The following is a 20,684-nucleotide window of genomic DNA, read 5'->3' on the forward strand; positions in this document are numbered from 1 at the left end:
GAACAGCACGGTGCCGCAACTGCTGCAGGACATGCTCGCGCTGCAGGACCCCCGACGCTGCGAGCGCATCGCGCAATGCGCCACGGCCTACGAGCGCGAGGCGCGCGCGGCCCTGGTCGAGGCCGATCTCGCCGGCCATCGGCTCGGCACCCATCCACCGCCGAGCGCCATCGCGGCGATCGAGACGCAGCTGGTGCAGCGCTACGAGCAACTGTTCCAGGGCCAACTGCGCGAGCGCGAGCAGCTGGTGCAAGGCGGCGAGGAGGTGTTCCGCACCGTCGTCGCCATGGGGCGCCAGTGGCTCGACCCGGCCTGGAGCGGGCTGCCGCACGTGAAGCATCCGCTGGACCTCGCGCCCGGCGAATGGCGCGAGCCGCCCGCGTTCGCGCGCCTGCCCGATCCGCAACCTTTCGTCGAAGCCGCCTGAAGGGCGCCGACTCCTCACGCCACAAGGAAAGCACGTGTTCTTCGCGGCCAAGCATTTCGATCCGCAGCTGGGCATCGATGCCCACACCTACCTGGCGCCGCCCGGCGTGTGGCCCACGGTGCACATCGGCATCGTGATGGACCCGTTCGACTACCTGCCGACCGTCGAGGTGTCGCCCGACAACCCGATCGTCAAGGGACTGGGCGCGCTCGGCACCGCGACCGAGGCCGCCAAGAACGCCATCGGCGAAGGCACGGCGTCGCCGCGGATACCGGCGCCGCCCGGTGCGCCGCCGGCCGATGGCGCGATGCCCGAGAGCATCCCGCTGCCGCTCGGCGCCACCGTCGAGGTGGCCGGCGTGCGGCGCGCCAACGCCGGCACCGGCGGCGTCGACTTCCACATCCTGGTCGGCGCGCCGATGCCGATCATCAAGGGGCCGGGCGGCCCGCAGTTCGACGACGAGCTGTTCATGGGCAGCCGCACCGTGCTGGCCGATGGCGATCCGTTCTCGCGCATCACCATGCCGGTGCTCAGCTGCAACATCGTCGGCCTGGTGCCGCCGTTTCGCCCGCGCAAGCTGACCAAGCCCGTGCGCCTGAGCCTGATGCTGCCGACCACCTTCAACGTGGCGATCCCGCCGCAGGTGTTCGTCGGCGGACCGCCCACCATCTCCTGGGGCGCGATGATCCAGCGCGGCCTGTTCAAGGCGCTGGGCCGCGCCTACACGCGCATCGCGCGGCGCGCGCTCAAGGACATGCCGCCCGGCTTCCTCAAGTGCCAGGTGCTGCGCGCCGAACCGGTCGACATCCGCGACGGCAGCGTCTCGGTGGCGCACGAGGATTTCCACGTTCCCGGGCGCCTGCCGCTCACGTGGAGCCGCGTCTACGCATCGCGCGACCACGACTTCGCCGGCCACTGCGGCCTGGGCTGGCAGACGCCGGCCGATGTGCGCCTGGTGGCCGAGGACGACGGCATCCTGAGCCTGCGCGGGCCGGAGGAGTTCGCGCTGTTCACCGAACTGCCGCGCACCGAGGCGCAGCAGGTGCTCGACGTGGTGGACGGCGCCCGGCTCACGCGCCAGGGCGACGCGCTGGTGGTGCGCCTCAAGAGCGGCCTGCGCTATCGCTTCGAGGAAGCGCTCTCGCCCGAGGGAGCGCTGCGCGCACCGTTCCCCTTCGTGACGCGCCTGGAGGATGCCTGCGGCAACCGCTGGGACTTCGTGCGGCAGCGCGGCGAACTGGCGCGCATCGTCGAGAACGGCGTGAACGGACTGCCCGGGCGCAGCATCGAGGTGCAATCCCGGCAGGGACGCATCGAGGCCATGGCGCTGCGCGATCCCGCCACGCAGCAGGACCATCCGCTGGTGCGTTACCGCCATGCCGACGGCGACCTGCTCGCGGCCATCGATGCGCTGGGCGCCGCGTACGAGTTCGCCTACCTGCGGCATCGCATGGCGCGCCACACCGACCGCACGGGCCTGTCGTTCCACTACGCCTACGACGACCGCTGGCGCGTGGTGCACGCCTGGGGCGACGGCGGGCTGCACGACTACCGCTTCGCCTACGACGAGGCGCTGGGCCGGACCGAGATCAGCAACTCGCTGGGACACCTGACGGTGGTGCGCTTCGACGAGTCCGGCCTGCCGCTGGCGGAGATCGATCCGCACGACGGCGTGACCACCTTCGCCTACGACGATGCCGGCCGCACCGTGGCCGTGACGGCACCGGGCGGGCTGCGCACCGGCTTCGTCTACGACGCGCGCGGCAACCTGCTGGCCGTGCAGCGCCCCGACGGCAGCAGCGTCGGCTGCGACTACGACACGGAAGACCGGCTGTGCGCGATCGTCGATCCGCTGGGCCATCGCTGGCAGCTCGAGAGCGACGCGCGCGGCCTGCCGACGCGCCAGACCGATCCGCTGGGCGCGGTCGCCCGCTTCGAGCACGACGCGCATGGGCAGCTGGTGCGCCACGTCAACGCGCGCGGCGCGGCCACGCAGTTGCATTACGACCGGCACGGACAGCTGGAAGCGCTGGTCGATCCGCTCGGGCGCGTCGACCGCTTCACGCACGACGCGCTGGGGCGCCTGCTCGGCCGCACCAACGCCCTGGGCGAGACGACGCGCTACCACTGCGACCGGAAGGGCCGGCTGGTGCGCATCGACCATCCCGACGGCGCGCAGATCCTGTGCGGCTACGACGCCGAGGACCGGCTGGTGCGGCACGTGGACGCAGCGCGCGCCGAGACGCGGCTGGCCTACGTGGGCCTCGGCGAGATCGGCCGGCGCATCCAGCCCGACGGCCAGGTCCTGCAGTACCACTACGACACCGAGGAGCAGCTCGTCGGCGTGACGAACCAGCGCGGCGAACGGCTCGTGCTGCGGCGCGACGCCCTGGGCCGCATCGTCGAGGAGATCGATTTCTGGGGCCAGTCGCGCCACTACGCCTACGACGAGGCCGGCCACCTGAGGCAGATGACCGATCCGCTGGGCCAGCGCATCGCCTTTGCCAGCGACAGGCTCGGCCGCATCACGCGCAAGACGGCGGCCGATCCGCTGCGGCCCGGGCACCCGCAGGACGAGTGGCTGGTCTACGACCGGCGCGGACAGCTGGTGGAGATGCGCAACGGCGCGGCCCACGTGAAGCGCCGCTTCGACGCGGCCGGCCGCGTGCTCGAGGAATGGCAGAACGGGTTTCGCGTCGCCTCGCAGTACGACGCGGTGGGCAATCGCACGCTGCGCGAGAGCTCGGCCGGCCATCGCGTGCGGATGGAATTCGACGCCTGCGACCAGCTCGCGAGCCTGGGCATCGACGACGAGGCAGCGATCGGCATCGAGCGCGATGCCCTCGGCCGGATCGTGCGGGAACAGCTGAGCGCGAGCGTCGTGCGCCACGCCCGCTACGACGCGAACCACCAGCTCACGGCCCAGGCCGTGCTGCGGGACGCCTCGCCGCTGTTCAGCACCCGCTACGACTACGACCGCAAGGGCCAGCTCGTGCATCGGCACGACAGCCTCCATGGCAGCGACCAGTACGGCTACGACCTCATGGGACGCGTCCTGCAGCACACCGATCCCGAAGGCAAGGTCACGCGGCTGCTGCACGATCCGGCGGGCGACCGCCTTCGCACCACCATCGAGCAGACACGGATGCAGAAGGTGGCCGGCGGCGACGAGGACGCGCCGGTGCACTGGACGCGCGAAGGCAGCTGCGACGGCGTGCACTACGTGTTCGACCGCGCGGGCGATCTGGTGCGCAGAGGACCCGCGGCGCAGGGCGCGACCGACACGAGCGACGAACTCGAGTTGGCCTGGGACGCCCACCACCGCTTGATCGAGAGCCGGCGCGGCACGGTGCGCACGCGCTACGGCTACGACGCCGTGGGCCGGCGTGTCTTCAAGCGCGGTGCCACCCATACCACCTGGTTCTTCTGGGACGGCGATGCGCTGCTGGGCGAGATGTGCCAGGCCCACGACGAACAGGTCGCGCCCGCATCGCTCAACCCCGCCGCGCTCGCGCAGCGGCGCGCGATACGCGGCCGGCAGCAGCCGCTGGTGGCCTGGGAACGCGCGCGCGAGTACGTGTACTACCCGCAGACCTGCATTCCGCTGGCGCTGGTCGACCCGCCGCCGGATGCGTCGTCGCCGGGCGCGAAACGGGTCGCCCACTTCCATGTCGAGCCGAACGGGATGCCCTCGCGGCTGACCGACGGCGCCGGCGAGATCCTCTGGTCCGCGACCTCCACCGCCTGGGGCAGCGCGCTCGCCTCGCGCGCCGCGGCGATCGACAACCCCCTGCGCCTGCAGGGGCAGTACTTCGACGAGGAATCGGGCCTGCACTACAACCGGAACCGCTACTTCGATCCGCACATCGGCGCCTTCGTGAGCCAGGACCCGATCGGCCTCGACGGTGGCGAGAACCCCTACGGCTTCGCGCCGAATGCGCTGGGCTGGATCGATCCCCTGGGGCTGCGCTGCAAGACGAAGCGGCAGCGCACGCGGCTGCGCCGCATCCTGGGCCTGTCGAACAAGCCCGGCAACACGCAGATCACCGCGCGCCTGACGCAGGCCGAGGCGCGGGAACTGGCCGAGGAGTTCGTCGGTCCCGGCTTCACGCAGGAACTCACGGACAAGGGCGGATGGATGCTGAGGTCCGAGGATGGACTGCGCACGGTGCGCGGGCCCAGCAAGAAGCCGACCGACGCGGGGCGCAACGTCCACCCGGTGTCCGGCCAACCCTTCTCCATGACCGGCACGCAGATGAACTTCCAGCAGCGTGCCGTGCCCAAGGGCCCTTACGATTCCAACGTTCACGTGGATGTGGAGCCCTGAAATGACAATCCGTCTCGAAATCGTCGACCTGCGTTCCCTCGATGTCGACAGGCTGAGCGCATGGCGTCCGGAGGCCCCCGAGGATGTCTACCTCACCCTCGAGCTCGAGATCGGCGAGGCGGGCGTGTCCGGCGCGCACGTGTTCCAGCTGCTCGCGGCAACGCCCGAGGGCGTGAGAGCCCACCACGACGGCCGGGCGCTGCAGGCCTACACCTCGATGCGCCGGCGCGCAAAGGGCTTCGACATCGATGCGCTGCTGATCGTCGATCCCTACGACTGGGACACGTTGCGCGAGGCGCTGCGCCAGCGCGTGGCGGCCTGCGAACGATCCACCTGGGCCGAGTCGCTCGACTGCCTGCGCACCAAGTTCTTCTGGGAGTACGAGGGCGTCGAGCGACGGTAGCGCCGTGCCCTAATCGATCGCGATCTTCGCGCGCGCAACCACGTCCTTCCAGCGCTCCAGCCCCTGCCGGATCGCCTGCGTGACCGCCTCGGGCTCGCTCGATTTCACCGCATAGCCCAGCCGCGCCAGCCGCGCGGCCAGGTCGGCATCGAGAGCCTTGCGCGTGGCGGCGCGGATCGTCGCGAGCACGGAGGCCGGCACGCCGGCCGGCGCCAGCAGGCAGTACCAGACCTCGTAGTCGACCGAGGGCCCGCCGATCTCCTTGAGCGTGGGCACCTCGGGCAGCTGCGTGCTGCGCTGCGCGCCGAACACCGCGATGCCGCGCAGCCGCCCGGCCGCGATCTGGCTCGCGACCGAGGGCGAAGTGGCATAGACCATGTCGATCTGCCCGCCCATCGCATCGTTGACCGCCGGCGCCGTGCCCTTGTAGGGCACGTGCAGCGATTGCAGCGACGAGATGGTCGAGAGGTATTCGCCCACCAGGTGCGGCGAGGTGCCCGCGCCCGGCGTGCCGTAGCTCAGCGAGCGCTTCTTCGACAGCGCGACCAGCTCCTCGAAATTCTTCGCGGGGAAGTCGGGCCGCACGGCCATCACCACCTGCGTGCTGCCGACCATGCTCACGGGCGCGAAGTCCTTGAGCGGGTCGAAGCGCGTGTTGCGGTTGACGCTCGGGTTGGTCGCGAGGTAGTCGTTGGCGAACAGCAGCGTGTAGCCGTCGGCCGGCGCACGCGCGACGAAGTCGGTGCCCATGTTGCCGCCGCTGCCCGGGCGGTTGTCCACGACCACCGGGCGCGCGAGCAACTGGCCGAGCCGCTCCGCGAACGGCCTTGCGATGGTGTCGAAACCGCCGCCCGGCGGGAACGGGACCACCATCGAGATCGGGCGCGAGGGAAATTCCTCCACGGCCCAGGCGCGCGGCAGCGGCGATGCCGCCAGGGCCGCGCCGAGGCCCAGCACGATGCGACGGCGCCGGCCGTCGGACTGAGGGTCGTGCATGGTCACAGCCTCGGCAGCTCGATCTGCAGCAACTCGCTCGCGGCATCGGCCGTCATCGCGCTGGCCGCCTCCCCGCTGTAGAGCGAAGACCGCGCTTCCCAATCGCGCCGGCCGTCTCCCGCGTGGCCCTTTCCGGCCAGCACGAACACGATGCTATTCGGCGGCACCTCGATGCCCCGGCCCGCCTCGAGCGCGATCAGCGACAGCACGGTCCGCGCCTCGGAGAAGCTGCCCAGGTGCTTGCGCGCCACGCCGGGCCGCTGCGCATCGCCCAGCCATTGCGCGGCCGAGGGGCGGATGAAGATCGGCTTGTCGTAGCGGCTCTCGGGGTAGCGCAGCTCGCGGCCGTTGATGTGCTCCCAGACGGCTTCGTAGGCATCCTGGTTGCGCGTGCCGCCCTCGGGCTTGTCGACCTTGTAGACGCCGGCCTCGAAGCGCCCGTTCTTCTTGAGCTCGACGATGCCGCGCTGGAACGCCGCCTCCGACAGGTAGCCGCTGCGGCTCGCGCCACCGAACTGCAGCACCAGCGTGAGCGATTCGCCCGCGATGCTCTGCGGGCCGTAGAACACGCCCTCGGGAAAGTAGCCGATCATGCCCGGCTTCATGACGCCGTCGCGCGCGAAGTCGGCGTCGCCCTCGAGCTGCACGCGCACCTGGTCGAAGTTGTGGCGATGGCGCGGCGAGTCGAAGTCGTTGAAGGTGTTCGAGAGCTGGAGGAAGAAGTTGCCCGCGCTGCCGTCGCGGCCGGACAGCAGCGGGTGGTAGCGGAACTTTCCGCCGCGGGCATGGGTGCGCTCGATCATCGTGAGATCGCGCAGGTTCAGAATCTGCTGCATGGAAGGATGCGTCTCCTGGTTGGAAGGGCCCGCATGCTGACGCAGTCCCCGCCACAAGCCCAGCGACATTAATTCACGGCAGCGTTGCCATTGCGGCAACGCTGCCCCGCGCACCATGAAACCTCGACGCCCCCTGCTCGACCACCTGAACCTCGCCACCCTGAAGCTCGTCGCGGCGATCGAGCACGAAGGCAGCCTGTCGCGCGCGGCTGCCACCCTGCACATCGTGCCCTCGGCCGCGAGCCGCCGCATCACGCAGCTCGAGAACGCGATGGGCGTCGAGCTGCTGCACCGCACGGCGCGCGGCGCCGGCCTGACCGCGGCGGGCCTGTCGATCGCACGCTATGCGCGCGCGATGATGGAGGACGTCGACACCCTCGATGCCGAGCTGCAGAACCTGCAGGCCGGCGTGTCGGGCCGCATCCAGCTCGTCGCCTCGATCTCGGCCATCGTGCAGCACCTGCCGCAGGACCTCGCGCTGTTCCTGCAGGAGCATCCCGGCATCAAGATCGAGCTGGCCGAACACACGAGCGCGGAGATCGTCGAGCTGCTGCTGCAGCGCAAGGCCGACGTCGGCGTGTTCGTCGCCGAGGGCGACATCCCCGGCCTCAAGCTGCAGCCCTACCGCACCGAGCGGCTGGTCGTGATCCTGCCCGTGCACCACCGGCTCGCGAAGCGCAAGCGCCTGCGCTTCGAGCAACTGCTGAAGGAGGAGTGGGTGGAACTGCCACCGGGCACCGCGCTCGCGAGCCGCGTGGCCAGGGAGGCGCTCGCGCACGGCGTGCGGCTGCGCACGCGCATCCAGGTCAAGGGCATGGATTCGGCCAGCCGCATGGTGCAGTGCGGCCTCGGCATCGGGCTGCTGCCCCAGGCCAGCCTCGAGCAGCAGGCGAAGTTTCCGAACCTGGCCTTCGTGCCGCTCGACGAGCCCTGGGCGCACCGGGTCAGCTACCTGGCGGTGCCCGCGCTGGCCGAGCCCTCACCGGCGAGCCGGATGCTGTTGCAGGCATTGATGGGGCTCTGAACGGCCCGGCGCCGCGTCGCCATGGCGCAGGCCATCACGGCGTGCAGGTGAAGCTCGCGGCCGAATTGACGTCGCCGCTGCCGTTGTAGCGCGGATACCTCGGGGACTCGCAAACCGGCATCGTCCGGGCCGTGGCGCCGACCCGGAAGTTGTAGGTCAGCTGCTCGGGCGCCTTGCCGCCCTCCACCCAGTCGATGATGGCGGCGAGCCAGTCGACCTCGTTCAGGTTGCCGCCCGCGCCGTGGCTCGAGGCGGGCACGATGAACAGGCGCGCGTTGCTGCGCGGGTCGGCCAGGCCGAGCGCCTTGGCCGTGCTGGACATGGTCGCGAAGTTGCGCATGTGATCGTTGGCCGACAGCAGCGGATCCCCCGCGTCGTGCCAGGACAGCAGCTTGCGGCCCGACGCCACGTAGGCCGCGATGGCGTTCCGGTCGTGGTCGGCGCCCGCGCGCTGGAGACCGCTGCTGAAGACGTAGTAGTCGCGGTTGAGGTCGAAGCTCGCGAGGTTGGGTGCCGGCGCCGTGCCCGGCGGAGGCGCGCCGAACCACAGCGGGTCGTTCGTGGCCAGGAACGCGAAGCCGCCGCCCAGGCCGCCATAGCTCGTGACGCCCAGCGCCGGCACGCCGGGAATGGCGGACACGGGGGCGAAGTTGGTCCAGTTGTACTTGCTGTAGGCCGTGGCGCCACCGGCCAGCGTCAGGTTGCCGAGCAGGCCCGCGAGCGTGGGCACCTGCGCGGCCGACAGGCACAGCGTGGGATCGGCATTCGCGCCCGGCTGGCCGCATTGCAGCGACGCCGCGGGCAGGGCGCATGCGCCGGGGTTGGCGAGGTAGCCGTCGGTCGCGCCGTCGCCGGCATCGCAGGCCGTCACGGCGGCCGCGTAGGCGGCGGCGTACTGGGCCGGGCTGATCTCGGCCGGCGTGGCCGCCTTCGCGGCCGTGTTCATCAGGCCGGTGACCGCGCCGGCCATGTCCATGGTCTCGCAGCCGGCGACGATGCCGTCGAACTCGTCGGGCCAGCGCTGCGCGGCGATGTAGGCGTTGCGGCCCCCGTTGGAGCAGCCGTTGAAATAGCTGTGGCTCGGCGTCTTGCCGAAGAAGGCCTTCGCGACCGCCTTGCCGAAGCGCAGCGTGGTGCCGCCCGCGGCGTAGGCATAGTCGGCCGCCGACTGGCGCGCGTCGTCGGTCCCGCCGATCCACACGCCCGGCGCGGCCTGCGCGGGAACATTGGCCCGGTTGCCCCCGTTGGAGGCCGCGTACACCGCGCCCTTGAGAGCGAGCACGGGGCTGACCGCGGTCACCGCGCCGCCCGGATCGGTCGTCACCACCGAGGCGATGCGGCCGTCGAAGCCACCGCCGCCCTGCTGCCAGTAGCGTCCGGTCCAGTTGTCGGGCACGTCGATCTCGATGTCCAGGAAGGGTGCACGCGTGCCCAGCACCTGGCAGAAGCCCGCGGTGTAGAGCGGCGCCTTGGCCTCGAAGCGCACCGTGCCCGTGACCGTCACGCCTTCGATGACCTGGCCCTTGAGCGCGTTGCAGCTGCTCTTGAGCTGTTCGACGCTGGGGCCCGCCGGTGGCGGCGCGGGCGGCGCCGGCGCGGGTGCGGGCGCCGGAATCGGAAGGAAGCCGCCGCCTCCGCCGCCACCCCCTCCACAGCCTTGCAAAGCCAGGCCAGCGGCCAGCAGAAGGCCCGTCGACAGCAGGGCACGGGGCAGACACTTTTCGTCGCGCATGGTTTTCTCCAGTGTTTGAGGGGTGCGCCGGACAACCGACAGCGCTCGTTCGACGAGGTCGTCATCGAACGAACGATCGGTTTTTTCTACCGACCGACCGGACGGTCGGTTCAGGAGCAGCGCGAGACTAACGCAGCCGCGCGAACGCAGGCAAGCGGCAAGGCGTCGGGACTAACCCCTAAGTTCGCCCGCCGCGGCTTCGCGGCTTCCTCACGCCGCCGGCGCGTCCTGCACGGCGGGACCGTTGTCGTTGTCCATGTCGACCACCGCCTTCCAGTGCCCGTCGATGCGCTTCCAGACCACGACGTACTTTCCCTCGAAGCTGACGGGAAGGCCCTCCTTCTTCATCGCGATCCGATAGCGGCCGATGTCGTAGGCCATGTCGCCCGCATCGCAGAGATGGAGGGTGGGAACATAGCTCGCGACGAAGTCCTCGCGCTGCAGGTAGCCGGCCCAGACCTCCCTCAAGGCCTGCTTGCCCGAGAAGGCCGGCTTTCCGGGCGGCATGTAGGTCGCGTCGTCGGCGTAGATGTCGAGGATGGCCTCGAGGTCGCGCTCGCGGATCGATTGCATCCAGTGCTGGTAGCGCGCCAGGATGGCGGCGATGGCGGTGTTCTCCTGCGGCATGAGTGCGTCCTCTAGCGTGGCCGGGCGGCCGCGACCGCCTTGATCTCGATCAGCAGATTGGGGCGTGCCAACGACGCCACGCCCAGGATGGTCCAGGCCGGGAAGTCGCGCACGATGTAGCGCTCCTTGATCTCGCGGAAGGCCGTGAGTTGCTCATCGATGCGCACGTGATAGGACACCAGCTCGACCAGGTCCTCGAAGCCCAGCCCCTCGTGCGCGAGGATCGCGCCGAGGCGCTTGAAGGCCAGCTCGATCTGTTCCTCGGCGCGCTCCGGCACGCTGCCGTCGGCATGGATGCCGACCTGGCCGGCAATGAAGACCAGCCCGCCGGCCTTCACGGCGGGCGCGTACTGGAACAGGTCGAAGACCTTGTTGCTGCCGAAGGTCGGATCGTTGTCGGGAAGACGCAAGCGCTGGATGTGGCTGGACATGGTGGGAGGGTGATGGAAGGTGGATTGAAGAAGATGGCGCGGCAGGCCACGCCGGGAATTCCTGCGTTCAGCGCGCTTCGACCTCGATGGTGCCGCGTTGAACCTGGTCGGTTTCCTGGCTCTCGAACAGCGCCTTGAAGTTTCCTTCGCCGAAGCCGTCTTCCCCGCGGCGTTCGATGATCTCGAAGAACACCGGGCCGATCTGGCGGCGCGTGAAGCGCTGCAGCAGGATGCGGTCGCCGCCCTTGCCGTCGACCAGGATGCCGCGCGCCTTCATGGCCTCGAGGTCCAGCCCATGGCCGGGCACCCGCGCATCGACGCCGCGGTAGTAGACCTCGTGCGGTGCCTCCATGAACTCGACGCTGCCCTGCTGCAGGAAGTCGATGGTCTGCTCGATGTCCGAGGACAGCAGCGCGATGTGCTGGATGCCCTCGCCGTTGTAGTCGCGGATGAACTCGTCGTTCTGGTTCAGGGTGCCGGGCTGGTCGTGCGCGGCGGCAGCGATGGGAATGGAGACCTTGCCGCAGGGGCTGACCATCGAGCGCGCCCGCATGCCGGTCTTCTTGCCCTTGACGTCCAGGTACTGCTTCTGCGTGAACGCGAAGGTGTTCTTGTAGAAGTCCGCCCACAGGTCGAGATGCTCGGGCCGCACGATGTTGGAGGTGTGGTCGATGGCGACGATCGAGGCATCGTGCGCCGGGATGCCCGGCGTCGGGGCATAGGGACTGGAGAACTCGCCATACACATCGCGATCGACGAAGTACACCAGGCTGTCGCCGATGCCCACGATGGCGGGACTCTCGACGACATAGGTTCCGAAGGCCCCCGGGCTGGCCTCGCGTGCGCCGCCTTCCAGCGCGCGCGCCACCGCGTTGCGCGCGTTGTCGACGTTGATGCCGATCGCGCGCACCGAGGCCCCGTGCACGTCGAGGAAAGGATTCGGCGCGGGATTGACGATCACGGTCGCCTCGCCCTGCCGCATCAGGACCGCGCCGGTGCGTTCGGATCGGCCCAGGGGCTTGAAGCCGAGCCGCTCGAAGAGGGGAACGAGGTCCTCGGTCCGCGGCGACACGAACTCGACGAATGCGAAGCCTGCGGTGGTTACTTGCGTCATGGCCATGGCTTGAAAAATGGAAGAGGTTGGCAAAGCCACGATTCTGTTTTTCGATGCCCTTCGCCCTGCCTTGATTTCCAAGGCGCGCGCGGGCGCCGGGATTTTTCTTTTCGACTTTGGCGCCCGGCCAGCTTTCATATGAAAGCGATGCGGGCCGGTCGCGGGCCTCACCATCGCTCTCCTTCTTTAAGATGGAAAGCAACGGCAGCCGAAGAGGAGTTTTTTGTGAGCCAACCCAAGCGGAACTTTCTCGATGCGATCGACCACAAGCTGGTCAAGCTGCTGCTCAAGGATGGCCGGGCCTCGTTCAAGACCCTGGCGGCGGAGGTCGGCCTCACCGCGCCCGCGTGCGCCGAACGCGTTCGCCGCCTGCGCGAGGAAGGCGTGATCAAGGGCTACCGCGCCGACGTCGACTGGAACCGCCTCGGCTTTCCCATCGACGCATTGATCCGCATCGGCGCGGCCGCGGAACACGGCAAGGGCCTGATCAAGGCCTTCCGCGACACGCCCAACGTGATCGAAGTGCTGCGCGTCACCGGCTCCGACAGCTACGTGGTCCACATCCTGGCCCGGTCCAGCGAGGAACTCGAAACGGTGATCGACAAGATCGGAAGCTTCGGCACCGTCAACACCTCGCTCGTGCTCTCCGCGCCGCTGCCGGCCGCCGAGCGACTGGCCGATGTGCTGGGCTGGGTCGATTAGGGCCTGTTAACAAGTAGACAGCCAGCCGCGGCCGATCTGCGGACACTGCCCGCCAGGCGCTCTCCGCGACGGAGAGCCATCAAGACAAGGGCGATACCGATGCAGTTCCGTGTTCGATGCCTGTGGCCGCTGGCGGCCCTCGCGCTGGGGATTTCCTGTGCCTCGACCACCCTGGCGGCAGGTGCCGAGGTGCTGGCGCCGGGTGCGATCACGATGGTCGTTCCCTACACCCCGGGCGGCACCACCGACCTCCTGGCCCGCCGGGTGGCGCAGGGCATGTCCGAGCGCTTGAAGCGTCCGGTCGTGGTGGAGAACCGCCCCGGCGCGGGCACGGCGATCGCGGCCAGCACCGTGGCCCGCGCACCGGCGGACGGCCGAACGCTGCTGGTCGCGAGCAACGCCACGCTGGCCATCAACCAGCACCTGGGCATCAAGCTGGGCTACGCCCCCGAGGACTCGTTCGACTGCGTGTCCCTGCTGGCCACGGTCCCGAATGTCGTCGTCACCCGTCCCGATGCGCGCTGGCGCAGCCTGGCGGACGTGGTCGCGTCGTCGAAGGCGGGCCAGCCCGCCAGCTACGGCTCGATGGGAACCGGGACCTCGACCCACATCGCGATGGAAGTGCTCGCACAGACCACGGGCGCGCCCTTGACCCATGTGCCCTACAAGGGCAGCGCGCCCGCGCTGGTCGACCTGATGGGCGGACATGTCGACGTGGTAGTCGACACGCTGGTGGCCACCCTGCCGCATCTGCGCGAAGGAAAGTTGCGCGCGCTCGCCGTGCTCAGCGCGCGCCGCGCCGACAGCGCGCCCGAGATTTCGACCGCGAAGGAATCATCGGGGCGCGACATCGACATCTATTCATGGTTCGGCCTCGTGGTCCCCAAGGGCACACCGCCCGCCGTGATCGCGGCGCTGCATGACGCGGCGGCAGCGGCGGCCAACGCACCCGCGCTCCGGAAGGACCTGGGCCCGCTGGGCGTCGACCTCGTCGGATCGAGCCCGCGCGCCTTCGGCGATTTCGTGAAAGGCCAGCAGCGCATGTACAGCGAGATCATTTCCACCCACAAGCTGCAGTTGAACTGAGCCCCTGGAGTCCCTTCGATGTCCGATCCGATCCATTACCTGAATCCCCCCTTGCTGGCACGCCCGAACGGGTTCTCGCATCTCACGGAAGCGACCGTGGACCGCATGGTCTTCATCTCCGGGCAGGTCGCCTACGACCCGTCCGGCGCCATCGTCGGCGCAGGCGATCTCGCCGCGCAGACACGGCAGGTCTTCGTCAACCTGGGCCATGCGCTCGCGGCCGCGAACGCGGGCTTCGACAGCGTGGTCAAGCTCAACTTCTTCGTGCGCGACATCAGCGAAGCGGCCGTCGCGACGATCCGGCAGGTGCGCAAGGAGTTCCTGGTCGAGACGGCGCTGCCCGCCAGCACCATGGTCGGCGTCGCGGGCCTCGCCAAGGAAGCGCTGCTGCTCGAGGTCGAGGCCTATGCCTTGAAGGGCTGAAGCGCGCCGGTTCGCGCCCGCCCGGCCCCGCTATGCTGGCGGGCAGAGGCATCGGTCCTCTGCCTATCCCAAGGGGTGCGATGGAAACCTCGAGCGACATCGGCTGGACCCGCGCGCTCGCCGGCCTGGACGACAACGAAGTGCGGCGCATCGAGCGTTGTCTCGGCGTGCGCGAGGTGCCCGCGCGCACGCCCATCTTTCACCAGGGCGATCCCGCCGGCGAGTTGTTCATCGTCCGCAGCGGCCGCGTGCGCCTGATCCGGCGCATGGAGAGCGGCGAGGAATTCACCAGCGGCGTCTGGTCCGAGGGCTACCTGATCGGCCTCATCAGCGCGTTCCTCGGCGAACCCCGCTTCCTGGCCGCCGAGAGCCTGGAGCAGACATCGTTGCGGGTGCTTCGCAGCACCGAACTGCATGCCTGCATGCAGGCCGTTCCCCGCTTCGCGCTCAACATCGCCCATCTGCTGGCCTTGCTCGCAAGCGACAGCATCCGGCGTGCGGCACCGCTGGCGCTCGAATCGGTGGAGGCCAAGCTCGGACGCGTGCTGGTGAAGCTGGCCGAGGCCGATCCTTCAGGCACGACCCATGTGGTGCGGGGCATCACGCAGGACGAGCTGGGCAGCATGGTGGGCGCGAGCCGACCCTGGGTGAATCGCGCGCTCGCCGCCTTCGAGCGGCGGGGCCTGCTGCGGCGCGACAGGCAGCAGATCCTGCTCCTCGACATCGCGGCCTGCCGCCGGCTGTGGACGGACTGAGCACGCGTGTTCACAGGCACTCAGGGAAACCGGCGTTTCTCTGGAACAAATATTGCACTACACACGCTCTGTCAGAGTCATTCGCGACAAGGTTCGCGCAACGCCGGTCCCGCATGGTGCGGCAATCCGCCCAGGGTGCGACGGACCGGCATCAAAAGGTGCCCCATGGAAGCCCGCAACGAAACCGCCACCGAAACCTGGCACATGGACGCGCAGGCCGCCAGCGTCTTCCTGGCCGCCGAACACCTGGGCCGCCGGCGGCTGCTTGCCAAGGGCGCGGCCATCTATCGCCAGGGCGACGAGGGCTCGAGCTTCTACTTCGTCGTCAGGGGCCGGGTGCAGGTGGAGATCTTCCAGCAGCATGGCGCGGAATTCATCCTCGAGCTGATGGGACCGGGCTCGCTGATGGGCGAAGGCTCGGCGGTCGCGGGCCTGCGGCGCATGTCCAGCGCCACCACGCTCGAGCCCTGCGAACTGATCGAGTTCGACTACCCCGAGGTGAAGCGGGTCCTGGGCCGGCACCCCGAGTTCGCCGCCGCGCTGATGGAGGTGATCGCGGTCAAGCAATGGGTGCTGGGGATGCGCATCCAGTGCCTGGCCACGCCCAAGCCGGACCTGCGCGTGGTGGAACTGCTCGGTCGCCTCGCGAACCTGTACGGCGTCGAGGAGGCCGGCGGCGTTCGCATCCGCACCCCGCTGACGCACGAGCTGGTGGCGGCCCTCACCGGCACGAGCCGGGTGACCGTCACCCGCACGATCATGAAGCTCAAGGCCGAGGGCGTGATCCGCAACGAAGGACGCCACTTCTGGGTACTCGATCCGCTGCTCGCGCTGCGCGAGCAGCGCCGCGCCGCCTAGGTCTCTCCCGCGAGCCGGATCGGGCAGCGCCGCTCGAGCCAGGCCGCGATCGCCAGCACGTGGCCGTCGAAGCCCTTGGCCGCGACGAACTGCACCCCCATCGGCAGCATGGCCCCGCGCGGCCACACCGGATAGGACAGCGCCGGCATCTGGCTGAGGTTGAACGCCGGCGTGAACGGGTTCCAGGACATCCAGTCGCTGGACGGCGATCCCTCCGGCACATTGCGCCCGGCCTCGAAGGGAAGGATCGGCAGGGTGGGCAGCATCACCACGTCGACCGTGTCGAACGCGGCATGGATCTCGGCGGCGAGCAGATCGCGCTGCTGCTGCATGGCGACCAGCTCGTCCAGACCGACCGCCTCCACCGACCGGACGAAACGCACGAGTTCGGGATCGAGCTGGTCTTGCAGCGCTTCGGGAACGGCGCGCACGGCCGCGCGGCATCCGAGCGTGTAGAAGAACGCCCCCACCTGCGAGGCACGCCGGACATCGAAGTCCACGGTCCGGATTTCGAAGCCGTCCTCGCTCAGCAGCGCGAGCGTTTCCTGCATGCCCTGCCGCACGACCGGATCGCACGCGCGCTCCCATCGGTCCGGCGCGAGCAGTCCGATCCGCAGCTTGCGCGCGGGCGTGAGCTGGTCGAACGACAGCGCTCTCAAGCCGATCGATGACCAGTCGCCGGCATGGGGTCCGCCGACGATCCGCATCACCTCGGCCAGTTCGCCGACGCTGGCGGCGATCGGTCCCGTGTGCGTGACGTTGAAGAACGCGCTCGGCAGCGGCACCTGCGGAATGCGGCCGAAACTCGGCTTGAGCGCGACTGTTCCCGTGAAGGCCGCAGGTATGCGCACCGAACCGCCCGCATCGCTGCCCAGTGAGACACGCACGACGCCCGCCGCAACGGCCGCGGCGCAACCGCCGCTGCTGCCGCCGGGCGTGAGCCTGGCATCCCATGGATTGCGGGTCAGGCCGTAACCGGGACTGTCGGTCACACCTTTCCAGTTGAATTCCGGCGCGCGCGTCTTGCCGAGAAGCACCACGCCGGCATCGAGCAGCCGGTCGACGAACACCGCGCTGTGCGGCACGGGCTCGGCGGAAGTCACGCGCGAACCGCGGCGCGTGGGCCAGCCCTGGACCGCCGCGAACTCCTTGACCGTCAAGGGCATGCCGTCGAGCGCTCCGATCGGTGCCCCGCTCTTCCAGCGGCGCGCCGACGCCTCAGCGGCGGACAAGGCACGCCGAGGGTCGAGCCATGCGAAGGCATTGAGCTCGCCCTGGACCTGCTGCGCGTGCCGCAGCGCCGATTCGGCCACCTCGACCGGGGACCAGGCGCCGCTGCGGTAGCCCGCGCGCAGCGCCTCAAACGATCGACGATGCAGCATCCGCCGCCTCCCTTCCTGCCTTGCCCCCGCCGAGGTAGATCTCGGCGAGCTGCGGATCGTTGGCCAGCTCGCTGCCCGATCCCTCCTTCACGACCTTCCCGATCTCGATCAGATAGGCCCGGTCGGCCGCTCGCAGCGCGAGCCGCGCGTTCTGCTCCACCAGGACCACCGTGAGTCCCTCCTGGCGCTTGTGCTCGACGATCACGTCCATGATCTGCTGCACCACCAGCGGCGCCAGCCCGATCGAGGGCTCGTCGAGCAGCAGCACCTTGGGGCGCGCGATCAACGCGCGGCCGATCGCCACCATCTGCTGCTGTCCGCCCGAGAGCGTTCCGGCCAGCTGGGCCTTGCGCTCCTCGAGGATCGGAAAGAGGCGGTAGATGCGCCTGAGCTCGTCCTGGAAGCGCAGGGCGCGCCGGTTCGCATAGGTGCCGAGCTCCAGGTTGTCCTGCACGGTCATGGAGTTGAAGAGCGAGCGCTTCTCGGGCACGAGGTACATGCCGCGGCGCACGCGCTCTTCCACCGGTGCGCGCCCCAGCGGCACGCCGGCCAGCGAGATCTCTCCGGCCTCGGCCGTCAAGGCGCCCATGACCGCCTTGAGCAGGGTGCTCTTGCCGGCGCCATTGGCACCGATCAGGGAGACGAGATCGCCCTCCTTCACTTCGAAGGACACGCCGCTGACGGCACGGACCCGGCCATAGGAGACCGAGAGTTTCTGCACTTCGAGCATGCTCATGCGTCGGTCCCCAGATAGGCATCGATCACCTCGGGATTGCTCCGGACCTGCGCGGGCGTTCCCTGCGCGAGCAGCTTGCCGAAGTTCAGCACGAACAGGTAATCGGCACAGCCCATCACCAGTTCCATGTCGTGCTCGACGATCAGCACCGTCATCCCGTCCTCGTCGCGCAAGGACTGCAGCAGTCTGGCCAGGCGCTCCTTCTCGGGTGCGCGCAGTCCCGCCGCCGGCTCGTCGAGCAGCAGCAGCGCGGGCCGCGCCATGAGCGCGCGCGCCACCTCGACCATGCGCTGGCTGCCCAGCGGCAGCTCGGACACCTTAACGCCGGCCAGCTCGAGCAGGCCCACGCGGCGCAGCGCGGCCAGCGCCTCGTCCATCAGCCGGGCTTCCTCGGCACGATCGCGGCCGAAGGCCGACGAGAGCAGCCCCGCGCGGCCGTTGACGTAGCCGCCGATCAGCACGTTGCGCAGCACGTCGAGGTCCTGCACCAGCTGCACGTGCTGGAAGGTGCGCGCGATGCCCTGGCGCACGACCTCCTGGCTGGTCGACGGCAAGGGCTTGCCGTTGAAGCTCACGCTGCCGCTGGTGGCCGAATACACCTGCGTCAGGACGTTGAAGAGCGTGGACTTGCCCGCCCCGTTGGGACCGATCAGTCCGGTGATGGCCGCGCCGGGAATGGCGACGCTCACATCGGCGAGTGCCGTCAGTCCCCCGAACTTCTTGGTCACGTTGTGCGCGACCAGCGACACGGGGGCCTGCATGCGCGAGGCAGGCACAGGGACGGCCACGGACCTGGCATCGTCGCGGGCTCCCGCCCCTCCCTCCCCGAGCCGGGCCCAGGACAGCAGTCCATGCGGCCACTTGAGCAGCATCACGATCAGCATGACACCGAACACCATCGTCTCGACCTGGCCGGGCAGGTTCAGGACATTCGCGATCAGCTTCTGGGCCGACAGTTCGATGACGGTGAAGAAGATGGCGCCGAGGATCGCGCCCATGGGACCCGCCACGCCGCCCAGCACGGCCATGATGAGCAGGTTGATGGAAGCGCCCAGCGAGAAGGTCGACGGGCTCAGGAACTGCATGTAGCACGCATACAGCGCGCCCGCGAGGCCGCCCAGCGCCGCGGAGAGCACGAAGATGCGGGTCCGGGTGGCCGGCACGTCGACGCCGAACGCGCTGACCATGACGCCGTTGCTCTTGAGCGCGCGCGCCACGCGGCCGACGCGCCCGCGGTAGATGCGCCGGTAGCCGACGAGCAGCAAGGCCACGACGACCCAGATGAGCGTGGCGGTCGAACGCGTGTCGAAGACCCAGCCGAACACCGACAGCGGCTTGACGCCGGTGAGCCCCGAGGCGCCGCCGGTCAGCTCGATGGCGGCCACGAAGCACACGGAGATCGCCATGCCGTAGGCCAGGGTCGCCAGCGGCAGGTAGTGCCCCTTGAGCTGCAAGGTCAGCCTGGCCAGCACATAGCCGACCGCCGCGCACAGCGCCGTGGCGCAGGGAATCGCCAGCAGCACCGGCACGCCCCAGCGCGCGGTCAGCAACGCGCTGCCGTAGGCGCCCAGTCCGAGGAAGGCGGCGTGCCCGAGCGAGATCTGGCCCGTGGCCATGAGGAAGCCCAGCCCCATCACGACGATCGCGTTCACCCCCACCACCGCCACCAGGCCCACGTAGTAGGTCGATGCCGTCAGCAGCAGCGATGCGACCAGGACGGCGATGGCCCCCAGCATCAGGCGCTCGCGATCGAGCGTTCGTGGCGGCGCGAGCCGCGCCGCCGCGTTGTCAGTGTTCATCGAGATCGGCTCCATGGCTGGCGTTGCGCCAGAGAAGAATGGGAAGCACCAGCGCGAACACCCAGGCATCCCGGAACGCGCTGCTGAAGTAGGCGGAGAACGACTCGAAGACCCCGACGACGAACACGCCCAGCAGCGAGAGCGGGTAGACCACCAGCCCGCCCATCACCGCGCCGACGAAGCCCTTGAGGCCGACCACGAATCCCATCTCGTAATGGGCCGTGACCAGCGGCGCGAGCAGCATGCCGCCCAGCGCCGACATGCCCGCGGCGATGAAGTAGCTCAGCCGGCCGACCGTGCCCACGGGCACGCCGCAATAGAGCGCCCCTTCGCGATGGATCGATGCCGCGCGCAAGGCCTTTCCGTACAGCGACCAGCGGAAGAACGCGAACAGCGCGAGGGTCATCAGCAGCGCCGCGGCCAGGATGAAGATCGATTGCATGGCGAGATCGACGCCGCCCAGGTTCAGGCGCAGCGCGCTGATCGGCTCGACCGTGCGCGAGTCGGTGCCCCACAGCAGCAGGCCCAGCGGATGCAGGATCAGCGTGACCCCGACGCTGCAGGTCAGCAGCACGATCGGCGGATTGCCGGGATCGGGCTCCACGGTCAGCTGGTAGATGATCGGCCCCATCGCCGCGACCAGCACGAGCGCGGCGATCATCTGCAGCGGCATCGACTGCGAATGGCTCGCCGCCAGGGTCAGCGCGGCCAGCGCCAGGCCGGCGGCAAGGTACCTGAGCAAGGGCGCGAAGGGGCTGCGCTTGCAGACGATGGCCCGCCGGATGTCGAGGGCCATCGCCACCGCGCCGACGCCGAGCACCAGGTGGACCAATGGCGTCAACGAGCCCGAGGCGAAGCTCGCGAACGACAAGGCACCGAAGGTCAGGTAGTCGCCCTGGGCCACGTTGACCACGCGCGTGGTGGTGTAGACCAGCACGAGCGACAGGGCCACCAGGGCATACACGGCCCCGTTCGTGAGGCCGTCCACGCCGAGGAAGACGGTGATCGAACTGTCCATTCGCTTCG

General features: G+C 69.5%; 18 protein-coding genes and 1 pseudogene. 9 read left to right on the top strand and 10 right to left on the bottom strand.

The features are described 5' to 3' along the window. From AC27VN_RS01970 to AC27VN_RS01980, 3 genes and pseudogenes are all read left to right on the top strand, one after another. Positions 1-427 (top strand): annotated as a pseudogene (locus AC27VN_RS01970) (hypothetical protein); the annotation flags it as partial. Positions 428-461: 34 nt separating this feature from the next. Then, positions 462-4,754: an RHS repeat-associated core domain-containing protein gene (locus AC27VN_RS01975; protein ID WP_490875440.1), complete on the top strand. Its 4,293-nt coding sequence runs from the start codon at positions 462-464 to the stop codon at positions 4,752-4,754. 1 nt (position 4,755) lies between these two features. Next, positions 4,756-5,157, top strand: coding sequence for an Imm8 family immunity protein (locus AC27VN_RS01980; RefSeq protein WP_203206865.1), 402 nt, complete (start codon positions 4,756-4,758; stop codon positions 5,155-5,157). Between the two features lie 9 nt (positions 5,158-5,166). On the opposite strand, the gene AC27VN_RS01985 is transcribed toward AC27VN_RS01980, so the two are convergent. Together AC27VN_RS01985 and AC27VN_RS01990 are read right to left on the bottom strand one after the other, a co-directional pair. Beyond that, complete coding sequence (locus AC27VN_RS01985; RefSeq protein ID WP_490875441.1) at positions 5,167-6,153, bottom strand: Bug family tripartite tricarboxylate transporter substrate binding protein; 987 nt, start codon at positions 6,151-6,153, stop codon at positions 5,167-5,169. 2 nt (positions 6,154-6,155) lie between these two features. Beyond that, positions 6,156-6,989: a hypothetical protein gene (locus AC27VN_RS01990; protein ID WP_490875442.1), complete on the bottom strand. Its 834-nt coding sequence runs from the start codon at positions 6,987-6,989 to the stop codon at positions 6,156-6,158. 115 nt (positions 6,990-7,104) lie between these two features. Here AC27VN_RS01990 and AC27VN_RS01995 point away from each other — a divergent pair, with 115 nt between their 5' ends. Beyond that, entirely contained in the window at positions 7,105-8,013 is a 909-nt protein-coding gene (locus AC27VN_RS01995; RefSeq protein ID WP_490875443.1) for a LysR family transcriptional regulator, read from the top strand. A 34-nt stretch (positions 8,014-8,047) separates the two neighbouring features. Here the strand turns inward: AC27VN_RS01995 and AC27VN_RS02000 are convergent, their stop codons facing one another. The 4 genes from AC27VN_RS02000 to AC27VN_RS02015 form a co-directional block, all read right to left on the bottom strand. After that, positions 8,048-9,745 (bottom strand): tannase/feruloyl esterase family alpha/beta hydrolase, encoded by a 1,698-nt coding sequence (locus AC27VN_RS02000; RefSeq protein ID WP_490875444.1) that lies wholly within the window; start codon positions 9,743-9,745, stop codon positions 8,048-8,050. Positions 9,746-9,955: 210 nt separating this feature from the next. After that, complete coding sequence (locus tag AC27VN_RS02005) at positions 9,956-10,372, bottom strand: YybH family protein (protein WP_490875445.1); 417 nt, start codon at positions 10,370-10,372, stop codon at positions 9,956-9,958. Positions 10,373-10,383: 11 nt separating this feature from the next. Next, positions 10,384-10,803, bottom strand: coding sequence for a RidA family protein (locus AC27VN_RS02010; protein ID WP_296726713.1), 420 nt, complete (start codon positions 10,801-10,803; stop codon positions 10,384-10,386). A gap of 67 nt (positions 10,804-10,870) precedes the next feature. Further along, positions 10,871-11,917: a 4-hydroxyphenylpyruvate dioxygenase family protein gene (locus AC27VN_RS02015; protein WP_490875446.1), complete on the bottom strand. Its 1,047-nt coding sequence runs from the start codon at positions 11,915-11,917 to the stop codon at positions 10,871-10,873. A 225-nt stretch (positions 11,918-12,142) separates the two neighbouring features. Here AC27VN_RS02015 and AC27VN_RS02020 point away from each other — a divergent pair, with 225 nt between their 5' ends. The 5 genes from AC27VN_RS02020 to AC27VN_RS02040 all read left to right on the top strand — a co-directional run bounded on the left by AC27VN_RS02020 (position 12,143) and on the right by AC27VN_RS02040 (position 15,741). Then, positions 12,143-12,619 carry an Lrp/AsnC family transcriptional regulator gene (locus AC27VN_RS02020; protein ID WP_296786126.1) on the top strand — a complete coding sequence of 159 codons (477 nt, stop codon included), beginning with the start codon at positions 12,143-12,145 and terminating at the stop codon, positions 12,617-12,619. A gap of 99 nt (positions 12,620-12,718) precedes the next feature. Next, complete coding sequence (locus AC27VN_RS02025) at positions 12,719-13,705, top strand: Bug family tripartite tricarboxylate transporter substrate binding protein (RefSeq protein ID WP_490875447.1); 987 nt, start codon at positions 12,719-12,721, stop codon at positions 13,703-13,705. Positions 13,706-13,723: 18 nt separating this feature from the next. Then, positions 13,724-14,128, top strand: a complete 405-nt coding sequence (locus AC27VN_RS02030) for a RidA family protein (RefSeq protein WP_296786132.1) — start codon at positions 13,724-13,726, stop codon at positions 14,126-14,128. A 32-nt stretch (positions 14,129-14,160) separates the two neighbouring features. Then, on the top strand, positions 14,161-14,883 hold the full coding sequence (locus tag AC27VN_RS02035; protein ID WP_490875448.1) for a Crp/Fnr family transcriptional regulator: 723 nt from the start codon (positions 14,161-14,163) through the stop codon (positions 14,881-14,883). Between the two features lie 165 nt (positions 14,884-15,048). Next, a complete protein-coding gene (locus AC27VN_RS02040; protein ID WP_490875449.1) occupies positions 15,049-15,741 on the top strand; it encodes a Crp/Fnr family transcriptional regulator in 693 nt (230 codons plus the stop codon). Here AC27VN_RS02040 and AC27VN_RS02045 read toward each other — a convergent pair. The 4 genes from AC27VN_RS02045 to AC27VN_RS02060 are packed head-to-tail and all read right to left on the bottom strand — an operon-like array spanning position 15,738 to position 20,676. Beyond that, complete coding sequence (locus AC27VN_RS02045; protein WP_490875450.1) at positions 15,738-17,123, bottom strand: amidase family protein; 1,386 nt, start codon at positions 17,121-17,123, stop codon at positions 15,738-15,740. The genes AC27VN_RS02040 and AC27VN_RS02045 overlap by 4 nt on opposite strands. Next, positions 17,101-17,859 carry an ABC transporter ATP-binding protein gene (locus AC27VN_RS02050; RefSeq protein ID WP_490875451.1) on the bottom strand — a complete coding sequence of 253 codons (759 nt, stop codon included), beginning with the start codon at positions 17,857-17,859 and terminating at the stop codon, positions 17,101-17,103. Before AC27VN_RS02050 ends, AC27VN_RS02045 begins: the two co-directional genes overlap by 23 nt. After that, positions 17,856-19,658, bottom strand: coding sequence for a branched-chain amino acid ABC transporter ATP-binding protein/permease (locus tag AC27VN_RS02055; RefSeq protein ID WP_490875452.1), 1,803 nt, complete (start codon positions 19,656-19,658; stop codon positions 17,856-17,858). The genes AC27VN_RS02050 and AC27VN_RS02055 overlap by 4 nt, the downstream gene beginning before the upstream one ends. Beyond that, complete coding sequence (locus AC27VN_RS02060) at positions 19,648-20,676, bottom strand: branched-chain amino acid ABC transporter permease (protein ID WP_490875453.1); 1,029 nt, start codon at positions 20,674-20,676, stop codon at positions 19,648-19,650. Before AC27VN_RS02060 ends, AC27VN_RS02055 begins: the two co-directional genes overlap by 11 nt. Positions 20,677-20,684 lie beyond the last annotated feature (8 nt).

It is taken from the genome of Variovorax sp. 20P10.2.4 (assembly GCF_058244205.1).

What these genes read in the sequence shown, in the direction of transcription:
- AC27VN_RS02010 (WP_296726713.1), bottom strand. Translation starts at nt 10,803, where the DNA reads ATGTCCAGCCACATCCAGCGCTTGCGTCTTCCCGACAACGATCCGACC.
- AC27VN_RS02045 (WP_490875450.1), bottom strand. Translation starts at nt 17,123, where the DNA reads ATGCTGCATCGTCGATCGTTTGAGGCGCTGCGCGCGGGCTACCGCAGC.
- AC27VN_RS02000 (WP_490875444.1), bottom strand. Translation starts at nt 9,745, where the DNA reads ATGCGCGACGAAAAGTGTCTGCCCCGTGCCCTGCTGTCGACGGGCCTT.
- AC27VN_RS02040 (WP_490875449.1), top strand. Translation starts at nt 15,049, where the DNA reads ATGGAAGCCCGCAACGAAACCGCCACCGAAACCTGGCACATGGACGCG.
- AC27VN_RS01990 (WP_490875442.1), bottom strand. Translation starts at nt 6,989, where the DNA reads ATGCAGCAGATTCTGAACCTGCGCGATCTCACGATGATCGAGCGCACC.
- AC27VN_RS02030 (WP_296786132.1), top strand. Translation starts at nt 13,724, where the DNA reads ATGTCCGATCCGATCCATTACCTGAATCCCCCCTTGCTGGCACGCCCG.
- AC27VN_RS01980 (WP_203206865.1), top strand. Translation starts at nt 4,756, where the DNA reads ATGACAATCCGTCTCGAAATCGTCGACCTGCGTTCCCTCGATGTCGAC.
- AC27VN_RS01995 (WP_490875443.1), top strand. Translation starts at nt 7,105, where the DNA reads ATGAAACCTCGACGCCCCCTGCTCGACCACCTGAACCTCGCCACCCTG.
- AC27VN_RS02015 (WP_490875446.1), bottom strand. Translation starts at nt 11,917, where the DNA reads ATGACGCAAGTAACCACCGCAGGCTTCGCATTCGTCGAGTTCGTGTCG.
- AC27VN_RS01985 (WP_490875441.1), bottom strand. Translation starts at nt 6,153, where the DNA reads ATGCACGACCCTCAGTCCGACGGCCGGCGCCGTCGCATCGTGCTGGGC.
- AC27VN_RS02025 (WP_490875447.1), top strand. Translation starts at nt 12,719, where the DNA reads ATGCAGTTCCGTGTTCGATGCCTGTGGCCGCTGGCGGCCCTCGCGCTG.
- AC27VN_RS02055 (WP_490875452.1), bottom strand. Translation starts at nt 19,658, where the DNA reads ATGAACACTGACAACGCGGCGGCGCGGCTCGCGCCGCCACGAACGCTC.
- AC27VN_RS02005 (WP_490875445.1), bottom strand. Translation starts at nt 10,372, where the DNA reads ATGCCGCAGGAGAACACCGCCATCGCCGCCATCCTGGCGCGCTACCAG.
- AC27VN_RS02050 (WP_490875451.1), bottom strand. Translation starts at nt 17,859, where the DNA reads ATGAGCATGCTCGAAGTGCAGAAACTCTCGGTCTCCTATGGCCGGGTC.
- AC27VN_RS02035 (WP_490875448.1), top strand. Translation starts at nt 14,161, where the DNA reads ATGCTGGCGGGCAGAGGCATCGGTCCTCTGCCTATCCCAAGGGGTGCG.
- AC27VN_RS02060 (WP_490875453.1), bottom strand. Translation starts at nt 20,676, where the DNA reads ATGGACAGTTCGATCACCGTCTTCCTCGGCGTGGACGGCCTCACGAAC.